This window comes from Bacillus sp. PK3-037 (assembly GCF_054161355.1).
The window spans coordinates 781,717-797,970 of the sequence record NZ_CP096408.1 but is presented as its reverse complement, the minus strand read 5'-3'; the positions used below and the strand labels follow the sequence as shown (position 1 = coordinate 797,970).

Sequence of the window (16,254 nt, the reverse complement as noted above, 5' to 3'; positions counted from 1 at the left end):
ACAAGAGTTTTTTTATTTACTGGTGCTTGCGTCCTTTGACCAAATACGCAATCGTAATCAAAAGGTAGATCGTCGCAGTAATGATGGTAATGACAATTGACGTTGTCATGATGACCCCGATCAAAATGGCGAGTAATGCCAGAATCGCAAACCATGTGGTGTACGGGAACCATTTGACATAATAAGCCGGTGTTTCTGTTTGATGTTTTCTTGATTTCAAATGGGCCAATCCGATGATCAGCCAAATAAATAAGACTGTATATCCCAGTGACCCCATTAAGTAATTAAATGTCTGGCTTCCGGCGAACAGAGAAATCAATACACCAATATATAAAGAAGAAGTGCACATCAGTATCGCAAACATCGGAACGTTTTTCGATGAAAGCTTAGAAAAGATCCGCGGCAGTCTTCCGTCAGTTGCCTGTGTATACAAAATGCGGGACGATCCGTATAAACCTGAATTCATAGAGGAAATGATGGCAAGCAGGATGACTGCATTCATGATATGGTCCGCCCCCGGAATGCCTACCATTTTAAAGACCATGACGAAAGGACTTTCAGGAACTGAATTCACTTGATTCCACGGGATCAGACTGACAATGATGAAAAACGGCAGCAGGTAGAACGCGACAATCCGTGTTAATGTGCTGCGGACTGCTTTCGGGACAACCTTTTCCGGATTTTTTGTCTCAGCCAGTGTCACACCGATAATTTCTGTTCCGCCATAGGAATAGATGACGACAAGCATCGCTGTGATCAGCCCGGTTCCTCCGTGCGGGAAAAATCCGCCGTGCTCTGTCAGATTCGAAAACCCGGCAGCTGTGTGATCACCGAATGATACAAATAAGAGCAGCAATCCTAATAAAATAAAGATAACAATAACGGTAATCTTGATCATAGCCAGCCAATACTCAGTTTCGGCGAAGATTTTTACAGAAAGCAAGTTCACAATCGTAACAACGAGAGAAATCGCTAATGCCAGCACCCAGATCGGACAGCCCGGCAGCCAATATTGAATAAAGATCGCAGCTACAACAGCCTCAGCCGCAATGTTAAGCACCCACATTTTCCAGTAGATCCAGTCCAAGAAATAAGCGGCGTAATTTCCTAACACCTGCTCCACAAGATCACGGAAGGTTCTCGCGTTTCGATTGCGCACAGCCATTTCTGCGAGCCCCTGCATTATAAACAGCAAAATAATGCCGCCGAGCAGGTATGCGATAATGACCGATGGCCCTGCCACATCGATTGCCGAGCTGCTTCCTTTAAATAAACCCGCTCCGATTGCTCCGCCCAGCGCCATCATCATAATATGGCGGGACGTCATCGTGCGTTTTAACGTCTGATTGTCCTTTTTCATCCTCTTTTTCCTCTCCTTCTCGTCTTCAAAAACAAAAAAGCCCGCCGTCTCTTATCTATACGAATAGATAAAGAGACGACGAGCCTTCGGCTGACCGCGGTACCACTCTTGTTGATCCTTCCTAGAAGAATCCAGCTTTTTGACCCTGTAACGAAGGTTAGCCGTTAAAACATGGGGAATATTCAATCTATTCCGTTTCGTCCTACCACTCCCGGGCGAGTTCAAAGAAGAATCAGGCTGCGTCGCACCATCCCGCAGCTCTCTGTTCTGATACCTTTCTTTTACTGCTCCCAATCTATGTGTTTTAGTTTTCTGAAAAACTTAAATTTTATGATCTGAATATATTAACATAATATACGTGCTTCTGTTTTCTCTGTCAATAACTTGCGAGAAAAAAGAAATTGTTATTTTGTTCCTTTCTGAATGGCCTTCCAGAAGGATTCCGATTCGTGTCCTAAAGCATAGACAGAGACACCGGCTATTTTATATTGTTTCGCCAGACGGCTTTTTGTTTCGATTGTTTTTTCATTTTCATACCAAACGACATGTTTATGTTTCTTTTTGTCAGTGTAAGAAAACGTCATAGAACCTGTTTTTTTATTGAATGCCGGCTTTGCTTTCCGCTTCTTAATGAGGGGCTTGATGTCATTCCATTCCTTCGCTGAGCTGCTGCTTCCGTCTTTCAGATCCCAATCATATCCGTACGCAGGGACCCCCATGATCACTTTGTTTGCTTTGATTTTTTTGACAGAAAACTGCAGCGAGCGCTTGATCCAGCTTGTGCTCGCCACTGAGCCCGGTTCGCCCCAAACGCCATGTTCGTCGTAAGTCATGACTTGCACATAGTCGGCATATTTCCCGATTTTCGCATAATCATACGGCCAGCTCCAGTCATCGTTTTTATTATCGGCGTTTTTGGCCGGAACGGAAACCATTGTTTTGATATGTTTCTTTTTCAAAGCTTGTGAGACATATTGAATGAAGCTTGAGTATGCAGAACGGTCTTTCGGTTTAACTGCCTCAAAATCAATATTGACCCCGTAATAGTGGTGCTTTTTTGCCAAAGAAATGAGCTGGTCTGTGAATCGTTTTCTCGCTGTTTTGTCAGTCATGACCCGATTCGCTAAGTTTCCGTCAAAATCATAAATAGCGTCATTATAATTGGAAATGACGGCCCATGTTTTGATTTTATTTTTCTTCGCGTATGTAAGCTGCTTGCTCGGGACATCGCCAATCACACGTCCGTTTTTATCAAACGCAAACGTATCAGTGGCAATGGAGCTGATATATTTATGGTATTTCGTAAGAGAATTGTATGATGCCGTATCCCCGGTTGTATAGCCTAATGTCATACCGGCCGCCTTTGCTTCTGTTTTTGTATACATAAACAGAACGATCGCAATCGCTAGTGAAACAGCTATGATCAGCCATTTTTTCATGTCGTTCCCTCCTTTTTACGTCATATTCTTCTCATCGGCCAAATTTTTGGAACATGAAGTTTTTTCAAGCAGAAAGCCCGGCATAGGTTGCCGGGCTTTTTTAGATCAGCGGTCAGATACGAGAATATAAGCCGCTTTAACCGGACCGTGAACACCGACCACCAAATCCATTTCGATGTCGGCGGAGTTGCTCGGTCCTGTAATGTAATTAATGCATGAGGGAACCGTGATGCCGTCAGCCATATTTTGCCGGATGATATCACTGGCTTGTGTCATTCTCGGCACTATGCTTGATTTCGGCACAATGGCAATATAAGTTGTCGGCAGAAGACTGACAGAGCGGCCGATGTCTTTTGAAGAATAAAGGACAACCGTACCCGACTCGGCCAGTGTGATTTCACTGAATGTAATCCCCACATTGGCTTGCTCCGCTTTTTTGATATTTTCTTCACCTTGGTCAGCATCCCATTCCCAGACTTGCGTTCCTTCACCAGGCCAGTCTTTGGTGAGCAGGCTATGTAAACCGTAAGCCTCAAACCGGGGGTCCTTCGGAATGATGACAGGCCCTCCGGAAAACCGGCTGACTTGTTCGCGCAAGGCATCGTGCAAACCGGTTGAATCCGTCTCAATCAGCTCAGTATGGATTTTGACACAATGGTTTTTGAGCACCGTGACTAAGTCATCGGCCGAATACCCTTCAAATGTTTTATATTGCGGCTGATGCGCCCACTCAGGGACGGCCACGCCACCCGTTCTTCTGTCTCGGTCAAGGCGTGACGCGATCCGGTTTAAAAAGCTCTCTTGATTCTGAATGGTTCCCTTCGTCATCACTGCTCCTCCTTCATGCGTTCACTTGTTTCTCTGTCTGTAAACCAGTCTCTGAATCTTGATTTATGCGGTGCCGGGAAGTCGCGGATTTGCGTCCAGCCTTTAAGCGGGCCGGGCCCTTTCGAAATTTTGTCGTCCTCTGTAAAAGGCGTCATGGCGGCCGGCGCCCATTTTGAGCCCATTTTATAAAGCGACAAAGAGGAAGACCCAAGACCGAACGCTTTCATCGCAAGCTTTTCACTGATCGGCGCTCTGCCTTCTTTTTCGACAATGTTCTGACGATGCTTGAGAAGCAGCTCATGAAGCGGGATTTTGACCGGGCAGGCTTCAGAACAAGCCGCGCACAGTGTAGACGCGTACGGCAGCTCTTTATAATCGTCATAACCGCCGAGCAGCGGCGATAAAACGGCTCCGATCGGCCCCGAGTAAATCGAGCCGTATGAGTGTCCGCCGACATGGCGGTACACAGGGCAGACATTGATACAGGCAGCACAGCGGATACATTGCAGCACAGACTGAAATTCGGTGCCGAGAATGTTGGACCGGCCATTGTCAACAATGACAAGATGGAATTCCTCCGGGCCGTCGATTTCGTCTTCCAGTTTTGGGCCGGTTAAGGCCGTGATATAACTCGTCAGCCGCTGTCCGACAGCACTTCTTGTGAGCATGCCGACAAGCACTTCAAATTCGGAAAATGACGGGACAATGCGCTCCATTCCCATGACAGTGATTTGTGTTTTCGGCAATGTCGTGACAAGCCGCCCGTTTCCTTCATTGGTTACAAGGCTGACTGAACCCGTGTCGGCAATGGCAAAGTTGCAGCCGGTAATGCCGATATCGGCTTCCAGAAATTTTTTCCGGAGGATGCCGCGCGCATGCATGACGAGCTCTTCCGGTTTTTCTGTCTGTTTATAGTCCAGTCTTTCTTTAAATACATCGCGAATCTGCTCTTTATTTTTATGAAGAGCCGGCGCCACAATATGTGACGGCGGGTCATGATCATCAATCTGCAAAATATATTCGCCGAGATCGGTTTCGACGACTTCGCAGCCTTCCTTCTCCAGCACTTCATTCAGATTGATTTCTTCCGTCACCATTGATTTAGACTTTACGATTTTTTTGCCGTTTTTCTTTTGAATCACGCTGCGGATATAAGAGGATGCTTCTTCAGCTGTCTCAGCAAAATAAACGTGTCCTCCTCTGCTTGATACATTGGATGCAAGCTGCTCCAAATAAAAATCAAGATTTTCAAGGACATGCTGTCTGATCTCCTCAGACAACGAACGCCATTCCTCCCAGTTTCCCAGCTCTTCGGCTGCTTCCAGCCGTCTCGTCCGCAGACGCTCCTGCGCACCCGAAACAGCGCCTCTCATAAATTCATTATCGATCCCCTGTGATACCCGCTCTTTAAAAGCGTCAGTACCGATTTTCATCGCCATGATCCTTTTCCCCCTCTGTATCCAGTGTTATCTGCTGTTGAGCACTTCGGCGATGTGCATCACTTTGACATTCTTGTCTTTCCGGCCGAGCCGTCCCCCGATATTCATCAAACAGCCGCAGTCAGCGCCGATGAGCACCTCTGCTCCCGTTTCCTCCACACATGCGACTTTCTCATCAACCATCTGTTCAGAAATCTGCGCCATTTTAACAGAGAACGTTCCTCCGAATCCGCAGCAGTTGTGTTTTCCCGGAAGTGACGTGAATTCAAGCCCCTTCACATGGCTCAGCAGTTTCATCGGCTCCTCAGATACGCCGAGCAGCCTTGTCATATGGCATGACGTATGTAAGGTCGCTTTTTTATGAAGGGTCGCGCCGACATCCTCTACCCCAAGGACGTTGACGATAAAATCTGTTAATTCATACGTTTTATCCGCCAGTTTCTGCGCTTTATCCGCCCATTTCGGATCATCTTTAAACAGGTGCGGATACTCCCTGAACATTGTGGTGCAGGAACCGGATGGACTGACGACATAATCTGACTCCTGAAACGTTTGAATCATTCGTTTCATTGCTTTTTTGGCGTCATTGACGTAACCGCTGTTGTAAGCCGGCTGGCCGCAGCAGATCTGCCCCTCCGGAAAATCAACCTCACATCCGAGCCGCTCAAGCAGCTCTACCGTTGCTTTTCCTACGTTTGTTTGAAACATATCAACAAGACAAGTGACAAAAAGTGAGACTTTCATGATGAACCCCTCTCTCATCCCCAATATATGATCCGGTCATCTGATGACCTGAAGTTAAAGCTTTTACCAATATCGTACACTATTTGGACACAAAATTGAAAGCATTTTCTAATGATTTCAGCAATAAAAAACGCCTGTTCCACTGGACAGACGTTCATAGCACTACACACTTTTTAATGGCCATACAGGCACTTTCTGTATTTTTTATATGTTTTCACAAATAAATAAAAGAAGCTAAGAGCGCTAAGGAGAACTATCCAACCCGCTCCCCCTCTCATCAGTGCAAAAGGTGTTTCAAACAAAAAGGCTCTGATAAAAGCTGCTCCCGTCTTATCCCACAGGCCCGGCGTATAATACAAACTCTGGGGACGGATAAATAAATCAGCAGTCAAACCATTGGTAGTAAAGAGGATCAGGATGAAGGATAAGAATATAAAAGAAAGTGCAAAGTACGATTGCAATAGGCGTTTATATCTTCCGGCTCTGGATTCTGTATCAGAAAAAATATCGTCTGATGCACTGGCTTTCTCTTTTCTAAAATAATGCAGGCCTTGTGAACTGAAAAGATGCTTCCATCCGCTGTCTTCAAAGAGAGTTCGATAATCAGTAAAATCTCCCGGATGTTTAAAGGTGCGATAGTCTATTTTGACGGTAGAGTTGTCAGATGATGCTTCATCTGAAAAACGATAGGATAAAAAAACTTTCCCTTTTAATTCGCACCCCTTATCTGCCATCTTATTCAGCCATTGTTCCTCACTGTCTATGTCCATAAAATACCTGTATTTCTTCATATGGTCTCCCCCTTTTTATTTACTTCCTGCCTTGTTATGTCAACCAGCCGCTCCATTCTCTCCATATCCTTCCACAACACATTTCTTCCGAGCTCAGTGATGATATATGTTTTTCTGCGGCGGTCTTCACTTGGATAAGGCTCGATCAATTGATGCTTCAATAAGTTTTCGATTGCGCCATAAAGAGTTCCAGGCGCCATTTTTACTCTTCCGCCGCTAAGATCTTCAATATTTTTCATAATGATGTAGCCGTGAGCAGGATGTAACAAAGATAAAAGAACATAGTAAACAGTCTCAGTCAGCGGCAAATGCTTATTTTCTTTCATATAACGGCCTCCAATATTCAGTGTAACTGTATAATTCCATCATATACAGTTACACTGAATATCGCAACCATAAATGACCAGATGAACACAAAAAAAACCTGGCTATAAATAACCAGGTTCCTCATTAAATCCATCCTTTCTCCTCAGCAATACTAGCCGCTTCTGTCCGGTTTTTCGCATTCAGTTTTTGGATGATTTCTGAGATATAGTTTCGGACTGTGCCTTGAGATAAATAGAGTTCAAGTGTGATGTCTTTTGTTGTCTTGCCTAAAGCAGCCAGCCGCAGTATTTCTTGTTCTCTAACAGTCAGCGGATTTTCATCACGAATCATGTTGAAGGTTAATTCCGGGCTGAACATCCGTTTTCCCTTTACACACTTTCGTATGGCATCTGCCAGATCGTCAATTTCCCCATCCTTCAAAAGATATCCGTGTACGCCGGCTTTGACCGCGCGTTCAAAATATCCTGGGCGGGCAAAGGTTGTCAGAATAACGACCTTGCTTTTACAGCCTTTTTTCATTAGCTCCTCTGCAACCTCCAGCCCGCTGTAAACCGGCATTTCAATGTCCATGATGCAGACATCCGGCTCCAGCCTGAGAATGGCTTTCAGCGCCTCTTCTCCATTTAACGCTTGTCCGATGACCTTCATATCCTCTTCCAGGTCAAGCAAGGATCCAAGAGCGCCTAAAAGCATTCGCTGATCCTCAGCAATAAACAGACGAATCATCTATTTCGCCCTCCTATTATTCTGCTTTTCTAATGAGCGGAATCGTCAGTGTCAACACCGTTCCGTTATGGTCTGAAAGAGTCATCTCTCCGTCAATAAACATCAGCCGCTCTTCCATTCCCCTCAGTCCATTCCCAAACATCTTCTCCTTCACCGCTCCTGTTCCGTCATCCCGTATGAGAACAGTCATTTTATCGGCATATTGAGAAATGGTGACTGCACAATGGGTCGCTTTGCTGTGCTTGATGATATTTGTCACTGCCTCCCGCATACACATACTGACAATATTTTGAGTGACGGGAGAGATGTCTGTAAAATCTTCGGCCCCTTCGTATTGAAAGGTAATATTACCCGCTCTTAAAATGTGCCGAATGTTGGCTAGCTCCTCCGTCATGGTGACCGTTCTCATATCCGCTACAAGCTCACGAACTTGTTTGAGTGCCGCACGCGAGCTTGTTTCCATTTCTTTCGCTTCAAGCTTGGTCCGTTCTGCATCTGCTGCCGCCAGCCGCTGAATCAGCTGGCTTTTTAACGTGAGGAGCGAGAGGGTATGGCCGAGGGTATCATGAAGATCGCGGGCTATCCGAACACGTTCCTCCCTTTTGGTGAGTTCCTTTATATGTTCGTTGGCCTGGTCAAGCTTTTTTTCAAGCTCTATTCTTCGAAACATAGATCGAATTCCGAAGGGAGAAATCAGCATAATGACCAGAAACGGAAGAACAGATAACAGCTCCCTGATCGAGGCCGAATCCGCCAGAAAATGATACACGCACGGAAATATCAGCATGAAAACAAGACCAAAGAAAGCACGGTTGAACTTCGTTTTCTCGCGGTAATAGCCCACAAAGTTTGCCGGGAAAAAGCCTAAATAAATATAGCTGATATGATAAAACAAACTATAAATAAAAATAATGGCTATTTGCGCGCATAACCAATACGTAAATGAAGGTCTGTCCGCACTGACGAACAATTGACGATATGTCACAACAAATAGGAGCAGCATGCCATATCCCAGCACTTGTTTGCTGCCTGATTCTCTCAATAAAGAAAGAAACGGCATAATGGTATACACCAAAAAGATATAAGGGAAAAAACCGAATTGCTTGGGAAATATGGATTTTATAAGTTTCATGTATTACACCGCTTCTTGTTTTCTTCTTATATACTTAAATAGTAGCATGAAGATCACTAAATAAGCGAGTAACATCAGAATATTTTTCCAGGTTGGAAGCTCGCCTTGAACAAGAGCCCACGCTCCGCTCCCAAAATGATAAGACGGGAGCCATTGACCTATGTTTTTCAATATGTCCGGCATGATCTCGATCGGCATCCACATGCCCCCGCTTATCGCCAGCAGCATGTAAAGCACATTACTGACCCCAGCTGCCGTTTCTACTTTTCTCATGAGACCGATTAATGTCCCTAACGCTAAAAACGGAAATGCCCCAATTAAAATCCAAAGCCCGCTCATAACCCATTCAAACGGTGACAAGTCAATGCCGTTTATGATGGCGCCGGCAAGAAAAATGACAGTAATAGATAAAAGATGAATGACACTTTGCCCGATCATCTGAGCCGCCAAATAAATATGATCCGGCAGAGGCGTGATGCGGATAAAAACTGACCAGCCTTGTGCCCGTTCTTGCACCAAACGGATTCCAAGCGTCATCATAGACGAACCCATTACGCTGAAGGTGGTCATTGACATTAAATAATGGGCATTCCAGGCGCCCTTGTCAGGAACATTGGTATTCACTACGTTTGTAAAGAGATAGTAAAAGGCAATCGGCATAACAAGCGACCAAAACACAAAGTATTTATTCCTGAGCACCCTTTTCATTTCAGCTATGCACTGTTTCCGCAGCATGTTCATCTCACATCGCCTCCCTATTCCCGTCTGCAAGCTGTCGAAATGCCTCATCGAGCGTTCCTTGTTCGATTCGAATATCACGTGCATTGATGTTTTCTTGAAAGATGAGCGCTAACACTTTATCAGTATTTGACGTTTGAATGCTGATTCGCTGATGCTTTTGAGTCACTCGTTCTACTTCCGGATGCCGATAAAGCTTTTCCAATGATTCATCCGATGAAACCTTAAAGGAAACAGACTGCTTCTGAATCCTTGCTCTGATTTGCTTCGGCGTTTCGTCTGCGGCAAGCCGTCCTTCAGCAAAAAACAAAATGCGCTGCGCGGCATCATCTGCTTCCTGTAAATAATGAGTTGAAAAAATAATGGTCTTGCCTTGATCCGCCAAGCTGTTCACTGTCTTCCAAAACTGGTGCCTGGATGTCGTGTCCATTCCGACAGTCGGTTCATCAAATACAAGTAACTCCGGATTGCCGGCAAGTGCCAAAGCAAAGCTCAGACGGCGTTTTTGTCCGCCGGATAATTTCTCTGCCGGTGTTTTCAAATCTTCTTTTGTGAGTGCTGTCAGCGAGACAAGCTCTTTCATGGATAATGGATGGGGATAATAACTGCGGATAAGCTCGAGGGTTTCGCAGACCTTTAATCCCGGCATGATACTCACTTCCTGCAGCATGGTACCGATTTTTTCACGCACCTGTTTTTCATCAGGCTGACGGTTAAATAATTTGATTTCACCCTCACTTGGCTTCAGCAATCCCAGCATCATAGAGATCGCTGTTGTCTTCCCTGCGCCATTCGGGCCAAGGATGGCCACAATCTCTCCTTTTCCTATGCTGAAATGAATGTTCTTCACTGCTGTTTTTTTTTGAAAATGTTTTGTGACATTTCTTACTGACACAACCTCATTCATTTTATGAGCACCTCCTGATTGCTTACATTGATTGTAAAATACCGGATCAGATGATTTTAGTAAGGGGTGTCATGATTTGAGATGACAAATGTCATTTGTGTCATTCAGATGATATTACCGCTTTATATTATATCCGGCACCTAGGCAATCCTTCCGCTACATCTTCCAATCAATCCAACTCTCCATGCCGCATGTCCTCTTTCTGCAAGACGCTATTTACTTTCATAGAAAGCCCGCAATTCACGCCTTGAAGTGGTATGATATACATAGTAATCTTCATGTCGTTTTGGCTGAAAGGAGCCGACTATGGATCAAGTTATTTTAACTAGGAATCATGTGAAAGTGAGGGGGAACGGCACAACACCAATTGTATTTGCACCTGGCTTCGGGTGTGATCAAAGCGTGTGGAATGCGGTGGCTCCTGCCTTTGAAGACGAATACCAGCTGATTCTATTTGATTACGTAGGTGCGGGAAATTCTGATTTGCACGCATATGATATGGATCGTTACCGCACACTTGACGGCTATGCCCAGGATGTTCTGGATGTTTGTGAAGCTTTAGGTCTGTCAAAAGCCGTGTTTGTGGGGCATTCTGTCGGGGCTGTGATTGGCATGCTTGCATCTTTACGACGTCCCGAGCTTTTTTCACAACTGATTATGGTGGGGCCTTCTCCTTGCTATTTAAATGATCCGCCTGAGTATTACGGGGGTTTTGAGAAAGAGCAGCTCCTTGGGTTAATAGAGATGATGGAGAAAAACTACATAGGCTGGGCAACCGTTTTTGCGGCAACCGTAGTGAATCAGCCAGACCGGCCAGAAATTAAGGAAGAGCTGGAAAGCCGTTTTTGTTCTACTGATCCTATCATTGCACGGCAATTCGCGAATGCGGCGTTTTTTTCAGATCATCGAAGGGATCTTTCAAAGGTGACCGTGCCTTCACTTATTCTGCAATGTTCGAATGATGTCATTGCGCCGTCGTCAGTAGGTGAGTATATGCACAAGCATCTCCCTTACAGCACAATGAAACAAATGAAGGCTCAAGGGCACTGCCCGCATATGAGCCATCCTGAAGAGACGATACAGCTGATCAGCGATTATTTGAACGCATACGTGATTTAGGAACGAAAGGGATAGAGGTGACCCTCTGAATGGATCAACAATTGAATCATGCACCATGCGGTTTCCTCACTTTATCAGAAGAGGGTACAATTTTAGCTGTCAATCACACCTTGCTTAAGATTCTTGATTATGAATCGGAACAGGTGATCGGTCAGCATATCAATGCTCTTTTAACCGTTCCTGCAAAGCTTTTTTATCAGCTTTATTTTGTTCCGCTTTTGCAGCTGGAACAACATATTGAGGAAATGTACATCTCCCTGGAAACAAACAATGGGGAAGAAATCCCCGTTCTTATAAACGCTGTACGGAGAGCGGATCAGGAAGCCGCTGTAACAGAATGCGTTGTCATTCCGATGAGGAAGCGAAACGAATATGAAAATGAGCTGCTGATTGCCAGAAACGCGGCCGAGGAAGCATTGCTCGCCAAACAGAAAGCAAATGCGGAGTTGGAAATTGCTTTGCAGACGCTGAAGGTGAAACAAGAAGAGCTTCTTGCGATCAATAAGCAAAATCAGCAATTCAGATCGAATACAAAAAGAGAGCTTGAACTCGCCAGAAAGATTCAAGAAAATTCATTGACCGAGCCGATCTTGAATGACCACATTCAGATTGATTCGTATTATAAAGCATCCAGTGACTTATCAGGCGACTTATATGGATTTTATCAAATCGATCAGCACCGCTACGGCTTGATCATCCTTGATGTGATGGGACACGGCATTTCTTCTGCATTAGTTACGATGTCCCTCCATCCTTTATTCCAGCGATTAATGACACAAGGAATCAGTCCCGAAAAAGTCATGAAGGAACTAGACTACCATCTTCACAGTTTGTTTCAAAACGACGAGGAAGCAAGACATTACTGTACCGCTATTTGCCTCATCATTGATACAGACCGGCAAAGAATTGATTATGTCAACGCGGGTCACCCGCCCGCATTATGGCAGGATTCCGAGGGAACCCAATCAACGCTGGACGCAACCGCACCGCCGATTGGGATGTTTGAAGAAGCGGTGTTTCAGTCAAGCAGCCTTCACTATACACGCGGCGGAAGGCTGCTTCTGTATACAGACGGTGTGATGGACCCGACGGCATCATGTTATTTACACCGTTTAATAAAGAATCATCCTGATTTGCCTATAGCTGAGCTGAAAAACAAAATCCTCTCATCTCTCCAAGCTGAGCCCAAAAACGATGATGAGTGTTTTATTTTAGTAGATGTAAAATAAAAGAATCCATGAGAGATAACAATGCGTTGTTACACCTCATGGATTTTCATTATTTTTTCGGGATATGGCCTGTTCCGCGTATTTGAATACCTGTAAGGATGGCAGCGGATGTCCGTTGAAATCAAACAAAGCTTGATTATCCACTGCACTTCCTCCATACCACTTACCTGCGTCTTCAGGATCGTATTCGGCTGCATAGCTGGAGGCCCATCCGGAACCGTATGTTTCCCATATCGTTTTATTTTTCTCCAATTGCGTCTTCGGGCCGACCGGAATCCACGCAGGCTCCCAATAAAAAACGCCCAATCCGGCTGTTCCTGTCTTTGCCACTGCGTCCATCACATCTCTTACGGCATTTGCCTGGCCTTGCACTGAAATCGGGTATGGCAGCGTCTGACCGCTTTTAGGCGCTGTGTTTTCATGTCCGTCTCCGTCTTCAGCCGTATAGGTGTATGACGTTTCCGCCACCATGACTTTTTTGCCGTACGTATCCGCAACAGCTTTCAGCACGGAGGACAAATTGTGTAACGTACCGTGCCAGAATGGATAATATGAGCTGGCAAATACATCATAATCGACTTTGTTTTTGTTGAGGGTTTCAGCAATATATGAATATCGTCCCGACGTTTCTGGGTTGGTGAAATGCAGCGCGACCAATATGTCACGATTTGTTTCCCTGACTGCCCGGCTTCCTTCATTGAAGAATTGACTCATCTTCTTCCAATCCGTTTCACCGGCAAATGCTCCTGTTGTTTCGTTTCCGACCTGTACCATACCGATATCAATGCCTTCCTTGACCATGGCTTGCAGACTTTGTTTTGTAAATTCATAGAGCTTCGCTTTCTTAGCTTCGAAGCTTAAGTTCGCCCAAGCCTTTGGCACCTTCTGTTTTGCAGGATCTGCCCAGAAATCGGAATAATGAAAGTCTGCCAGCAGCTTCATCCCGTTCGCGGTAGCCCTTTTTCCGATTTGGATGGCTTTTTGAACATCATTATTGCCTCCCCCATAACCATTGCCATAGGCGTTATACGGGTCATTCCAAATGCGGACGCGGACATAGTTGACCCCTGCTTGCTTTAAGGTTGTAAAAATGTCCTGACGTTTCCCGCTTGCATTGTAAAAGGTTACACCGCTGTTTTCTAAAGCAATAATGCTCGACACGTCAACTCCTTTGATAAAGTCCTTGTTAATGCCCGCTACCTTTTTAACAAAAAGGTCATTCGCCTGAAGCTCTGACACATATTTCTCCTCCTCTGCGGCGGCATATCCCGTCGAACATCCGATACCGCTCCAGACGATGACAGCGGTTAACAGCATGATGATTCTGCCTTTCATATTTCCACCCTCTCACGTAAGCGATTTCAAAAAAACACCCCGCCCATATAGGCGGGGCACACCTTAATGTGAGTTCACGACAATTCTCACTTCATATTTTTCCAAGATCAGGTCTCCTGAAAGCATTTCACCAGTAACGATATCCTTCACACGCTTATCAAACGAAACCAGCTGCTGTTGTTCCGTAAAATTCATGATGAAGATATAGTCATTGTGCTGATCCTGTCTCGCCTGTACGGAGACGCCTTTACCATGCTTAACCGGAAAAACCGGAGATAAAGACAGTTCTTTAATCAAACCTTGATAAAAATCCCGGTGAAATTGATCCTCTAAACGCGCGCCGATAAAATACGCTTTTCCTTGTTCATATTGATGGCTTGTAACCGCAGGGGTATGCGCATAAAAGTCATCCTGATACACACCCTCTGCCGTTGCGGCTTTCAATTCGATCACCGTTGCATAATCTTTCATTTCATACGTTTGATTGCGGAAGCTGACGGCATTTCGGTCTTTCGGATACAGCGTATCTGTTTCGAGCGGCTCAATTCCAAATATCGTTTGCAAGTCTGGGTGCCAGCCGCCTGTGTACGTTAAGTCATGCTCGTTGACGATTCCGCTGATATAGGTCATCACCAAGGTTCCGCCGTTAGCCGTAAACTTCTTTAATCGCGAAATGGTTTCTTCACTGATTACATACAGCATGGGGACAATCAGCAGCTTATACGCTGAAAAATTTTGTTCTTTTGTAATGACGTCGACCGGGATATCCTGTTCCCAGAATGTGCGGTAATGCTGCTGCAGTGTTTGCGGATAACACTTTGTCGCTTTTGCAAATCCCTGAGCGTCCTCAAGCGCCCAGTTATTTTCCCAATCATACAAAATAGCAGCTTCAGACGGTCTCTTCGTTCCAACGACTTCAGACAGCTGTTCCAATGTCTCCCCGACTTTTGCCACATCTTGAAAGACGCGGTTCTTTGTGCTGTTGTCATGATCCACAATCGCCCCATGCAGTTTTTCCGATGATCCGCGGGATTTCCGAAATTGGAAATAGAGGACGCTGTCTGATCCGTGGGCAATCATTTGCATAGATGAAAGCAGGTTCATGCCCGGGCGTTTTGCTTTGTTTACGTTATGCCAATTGACAGCGCTAGGCGTACACTCCATTAATAGAAAGGGCTGCTGCTTCAGGCTTCTGTACAGATCATTGATAAAGCCGACCTTCATCGCCAAATCTGCTGTGCTTTCCCAATCATTGTGCCACACAGGATAAGCGTCCCAGCTGATAACATCCACATGCTTTGCAAATTTGCTGTAGTCGAGACCCTGATAAGGAATCAAATCTGGTGTATCACCCATAAAATTCGTTGTAATCGGAATGTCCGGCGTCAGCTCTTTCAGCGGTATGATTTCATTTTCATAAAACGAAATGGTTTGATCCGTGACGAACCGGCGCCAGTCTAAGTTCAGGCCATGCAAGCCATTTTCTCCAATCGGGGAAGGGCTTTCAATTTGTGACCAGTCATTAAATGTATGGCTCCAAAACGGCGTCCACCACGCGTTATTCAATACCTTGAGACTATTGTCATATTTCATTCTCAGCCACTCTCTGAAGGCGTTCTGGCATAGGTCACAGTGGCATTCTCCTCCATATTCATTGGAAATATGCCACATCAAAAGCGCCGGATGACCGCCGTATCTTTCTGCTAATAAACGGTTGATGTGCCGCGTTTTTTCACGATAGACCTTGGACGTCAGGCAGTGGTTATGCCGTCCGCCGTGCAGCTGTTTCACTCTGGAGGCATTGATTCGCAGCACTTCAGGATAGGTTTGCGACAGCCAGGCAGGACGCGCTCCGCTCGGCGTTGCTAAAATGACACGGCCGCCGATGCTGTGGATACGGTCAAAAACATCATCAAGCCATTCAAATTGATATACACCTTCCTCCGGCTCAAGCGCACTCCATGCAAAAATGCCGACAGAAAACGTATTGGTATGGGAAAGCTTCATCAGCTTTATATCGTCGGCCAAAATATCCGGCCGATCCAGCCACTGATCAGGATTGTAGTCTCCTCCGTGGAGCATAAACTTCGCTTTTGTAACGTGCTTTTTTTCAAGCTTTGACATGATTTTCTCCCCCTTA

General features: G+C 45.4%; 14 protein-coding genes, 1 pseudogene and 1 other annotated feature. Of the genes and pseudogenes, 2 read left to right on the top strand and 13 right to left on the bottom strand.

Translation table 11 applies throughout. The features are described from left to right. Positions 1-16 precede the first annotated feature (16 nt). The 11 genes from M1D69_RS04090 to M1D69_RS04040 all read right to left on the bottom strand — a co-directional run bounded on the left by M1D69_RS04090 (position 17) and on the right by M1D69_RS04040 (position 10,431). Complete coding sequence (locus M1D69_RS04090) at positions 17-1,360, bottom strand: amino acid permease (protein ID WP_458104480.1); 1,344 nt, start codon at positions 1,358-1,360, stop codon at positions 17-19. 68 nt (positions 1,361-1,428) lie between these two features. Then, positions 1,429-1,667, bottom strand: a binding site (T-box leader). Between the two features lie 97 nt (positions 1,668-1,764). Continuing rightward, positions 1,765-2,799: a glycosyl hydrolase family 18 protein gene (locus tag M1D69_RS04085; RefSeq protein ID WP_458104481.1), complete on the bottom strand. Its 1,035-nt coding sequence runs from the start codon at positions 2,797-2,799 to the stop codon at positions 1,765-1,767. A 105-nt stretch (positions 2,800-2,904) separates the two neighbouring features. After that, on the bottom strand, positions 2,905-3,627 hold the full coding sequence (gene lutC, locus M1D69_RS04080; RefSeq protein WP_458104482.1) for a lactate utilization protein LutC: 723 nt from the start codon (positions 3,625-3,627) through the stop codon (positions 2,905-2,907). Next, positions 3,627-5,066 carry a lactate utilization iron-sulfur protein LutB gene (gene lutB, locus M1D69_RS04075; protein ID WP_458104483.1) on the bottom strand — a complete coding sequence of 480 codons (1,440 nt, stop codon included), beginning with the start codon at positions 5,064-5,066 and terminating at the stop codon, positions 3,627-3,629. The genes lutC and lutB overlap by 1 nt, the downstream gene beginning before the upstream one ends. A 27-nt stretch (positions 5,067-5,093) precedes the next feature. Further along, positions 5,094-5,810: a lactate utilization iron-sulfur protein LutA gene (gene lutA / locus M1D69_RS04070; RefSeq protein ID WP_458104484.1), complete on the bottom strand. Its 717-nt coding sequence runs from the start codon at positions 5,808-5,810 to the stop codon at positions 5,094-5,096. A 173-nt stretch (positions 5,811-5,983) separates the two neighbouring features. Next, positions 5,984-6,601 carry a DUF2812 domain-containing protein gene (locus M1D69_RS04065; RefSeq protein ID WP_458104485.1) on the bottom strand — a complete coding sequence of 206 codons (618 nt, stop codon included), beginning with the start codon at positions 6,599-6,601 and terminating at the stop codon, positions 5,984-5,986. Then, a complete protein-coding gene (locus M1D69_RS04060) occupies positions 6,598-6,927 on the bottom strand; it encodes a PadR family transcriptional regulator (protein WP_106295524.1) in 330 nt (109 codons plus the stop codon). The genes M1D69_RS04065 and M1D69_RS04060 overlap by 4 nt, the downstream gene beginning before the upstream one ends. Before the next feature lie 124 nt (positions 6,928-7,051). Continuing rightward, positions 7,052-7,654 (bottom strand): two-component system response regulator YvfU, encoded by a 603-nt coding sequence (gene yvfU, locus M1D69_RS04055; protein ID WP_458104486.1) that lies wholly within the window; start codon positions 7,652-7,654, stop codon positions 7,052-7,054. A 16-nt stretch (positions 7,655-7,670) separates the two neighbouring features. After that, positions 7,671-8,786 carry a histidine kinase gene (locus M1D69_RS04050; protein ID WP_458104487.1) on the bottom strand — a complete coding sequence of 372 codons (1,116 nt, stop codon included), beginning with the start codon at positions 8,784-8,786 and terminating at the stop codon, positions 7,671-7,673. A 3-nt stretch (positions 8,787-8,789) separates the two neighbouring features. Beyond that, positions 8,790-9,527, bottom strand: coding sequence for an ABC transporter permease (locus M1D69_RS04045; RefSeq protein WP_458104488.1), 738 nt, complete (start codon positions 9,525-9,527; stop codon positions 8,790-8,792). A 1-nt stretch (position 9,528) separates the two neighbouring features. Beyond that, on the bottom strand, positions 9,529-10,431 hold the full coding sequence (locus M1D69_RS04040; RefSeq protein ID WP_458104489.1) for an ABC transporter ATP-binding protein: 903 nt from the start codon (positions 10,429-10,431) through the stop codon (positions 9,529-9,531). A 306-nt stretch (positions 10,432-10,737) separates the two neighbouring features. Here M1D69_RS04040 and M1D69_RS04035 point away from each other — a divergent pair, with 306 nt between their 5' ends. Further along, a complete protein-coding gene (locus M1D69_RS04035) occupies positions 10,738-11,550 on the top strand; it encodes an alpha/beta fold hydrolase (RefSeq protein ID WP_458104490.1) in 813 nt (270 codons plus the stop codon). A gap of 29 nt (positions 11,551-11,579) precedes the next feature. Then, a complete protein-coding gene (locus tag M1D69_RS04030) occupies positions 11,580-12,779 on the top strand; it encodes a PP2C family protein-serine/threonine phosphatase (protein ID WP_458104491.1) in 1,200 nt (399 codons plus the stop codon). 49 nt (positions 12,780-12,828) lie between these two features. Here M1D69_RS04030 and M1D69_RS04025 read toward each other — a convergent pair. Both M1D69_RS04025 and M1D69_RS04020 read right to left on the bottom strand, forming a co-directional pair. Next, positions 12,829-14,114: pseudogene (locus M1D69_RS04025) on the bottom strand (arabinogalactan endo-1,4-beta-galactosidase). Positions 14,115-14,177: 63 nt separating this feature from the next. Next, positions 14,178-16,241 (bottom strand): beta-galactosidase, encoded by a 2,064-nt coding sequence (locus tag M1D69_RS04020; RefSeq protein WP_458106211.1) that lies wholly within the window; start codon positions 16,239-16,241, stop codon positions 14,178-14,180. Positions 16,242-16,254 lie beyond the last annotated feature (13 nt).

What these genes read in the sequence shown, in the direction of transcription:
- yvfU (WP_458104486.1), bottom strand. Translation starts at nt 7,654, where the DNA reads ATGATTCGTCTGTTTATTGCTGAGGATCAGCGAATGCTTTTAGGCGCT.
- lutC (WP_458104482.1), bottom strand. Translation starts at nt 3,627, where the DNA reads ATGACGAAGGGAACCATTCAGAATCAAGAGAGCTTTTTAAACCGGATC.
- M1D69_RS04030 (WP_458104491.1), top strand. Translation starts at nt 11,580, where the DNA reads ATGGATCAACAATTGAATCATGCACCATGCGGTTTCCTCACTTTATCA.
- M1D69_RS04050 (WP_458104487.1), bottom strand. Translation starts at nt 8,786, where the DNA reads ATGAAACTTATAAAATCCATATTTCCCAAGCAATTCGGTTTTTTCCCT.
- M1D69_RS04060 (WP_106295524.1), bottom strand. Translation starts at nt 6,927, where the DNA reads ATGAAAGAAAATAAGCATTTGCCGCTGACTGAGACTGTTTACTATGTT.
- M1D69_RS04045 (WP_458104488.1), bottom strand. Translation starts at nt 9,527, where the DNA reads ATGAACATGCTGCGGAAACAGTGCATAGCTGAAATGAAAAGGGTGCTC.
- M1D69_RS04035 (WP_458104490.1), top strand. Translation starts at nt 10,738, where the DNA reads ATGGATCAAGTTATTTTAACTAGGAATCATGTGAAAGTGAGGGGGAAC.
- lutA (WP_458104484.1), bottom strand. Translation starts at nt 5,810, where the DNA reads ATGAAAGTCTCACTTTTTGTCACTTGTCTTGTTGATATGTTTCAAACA.
- lutB (WP_458104483.1), bottom strand. Translation starts at nt 5,066, where the DNA reads ATGGCGATGAAAATCGGTACTGACGCTTTTAAAGAGCGGGTATCACAG.
- M1D69_RS04085 (WP_458104481.1), bottom strand. Translation starts at nt 2,799, where the DNA reads ATGAAAAAATGGCTGATCATAGCTGTTTCACTAGCGATTGCGATCGTT.
- M1D69_RS04065 (WP_458104485.1), bottom strand. Translation starts at nt 6,601, where the DNA reads ATGAAGAAATACAGGTATTTTATGGACATAGACAGTGAGGAACAATGG.
- M1D69_RS04090 (WP_458104480.1), bottom strand. Translation starts at nt 1,360, where the DNA reads ATGAAAAAGGACAATCAGACGTTAAAACGCACGATGACGTCCCGCCAT.
- M1D69_RS04040 (WP_458104489.1), bottom strand. Translation starts at nt 10,431, where the DNA reads ATGAATGAGGTTGTGTCAGTAAGAAATGTCACAAAACATTTTCAAAAA.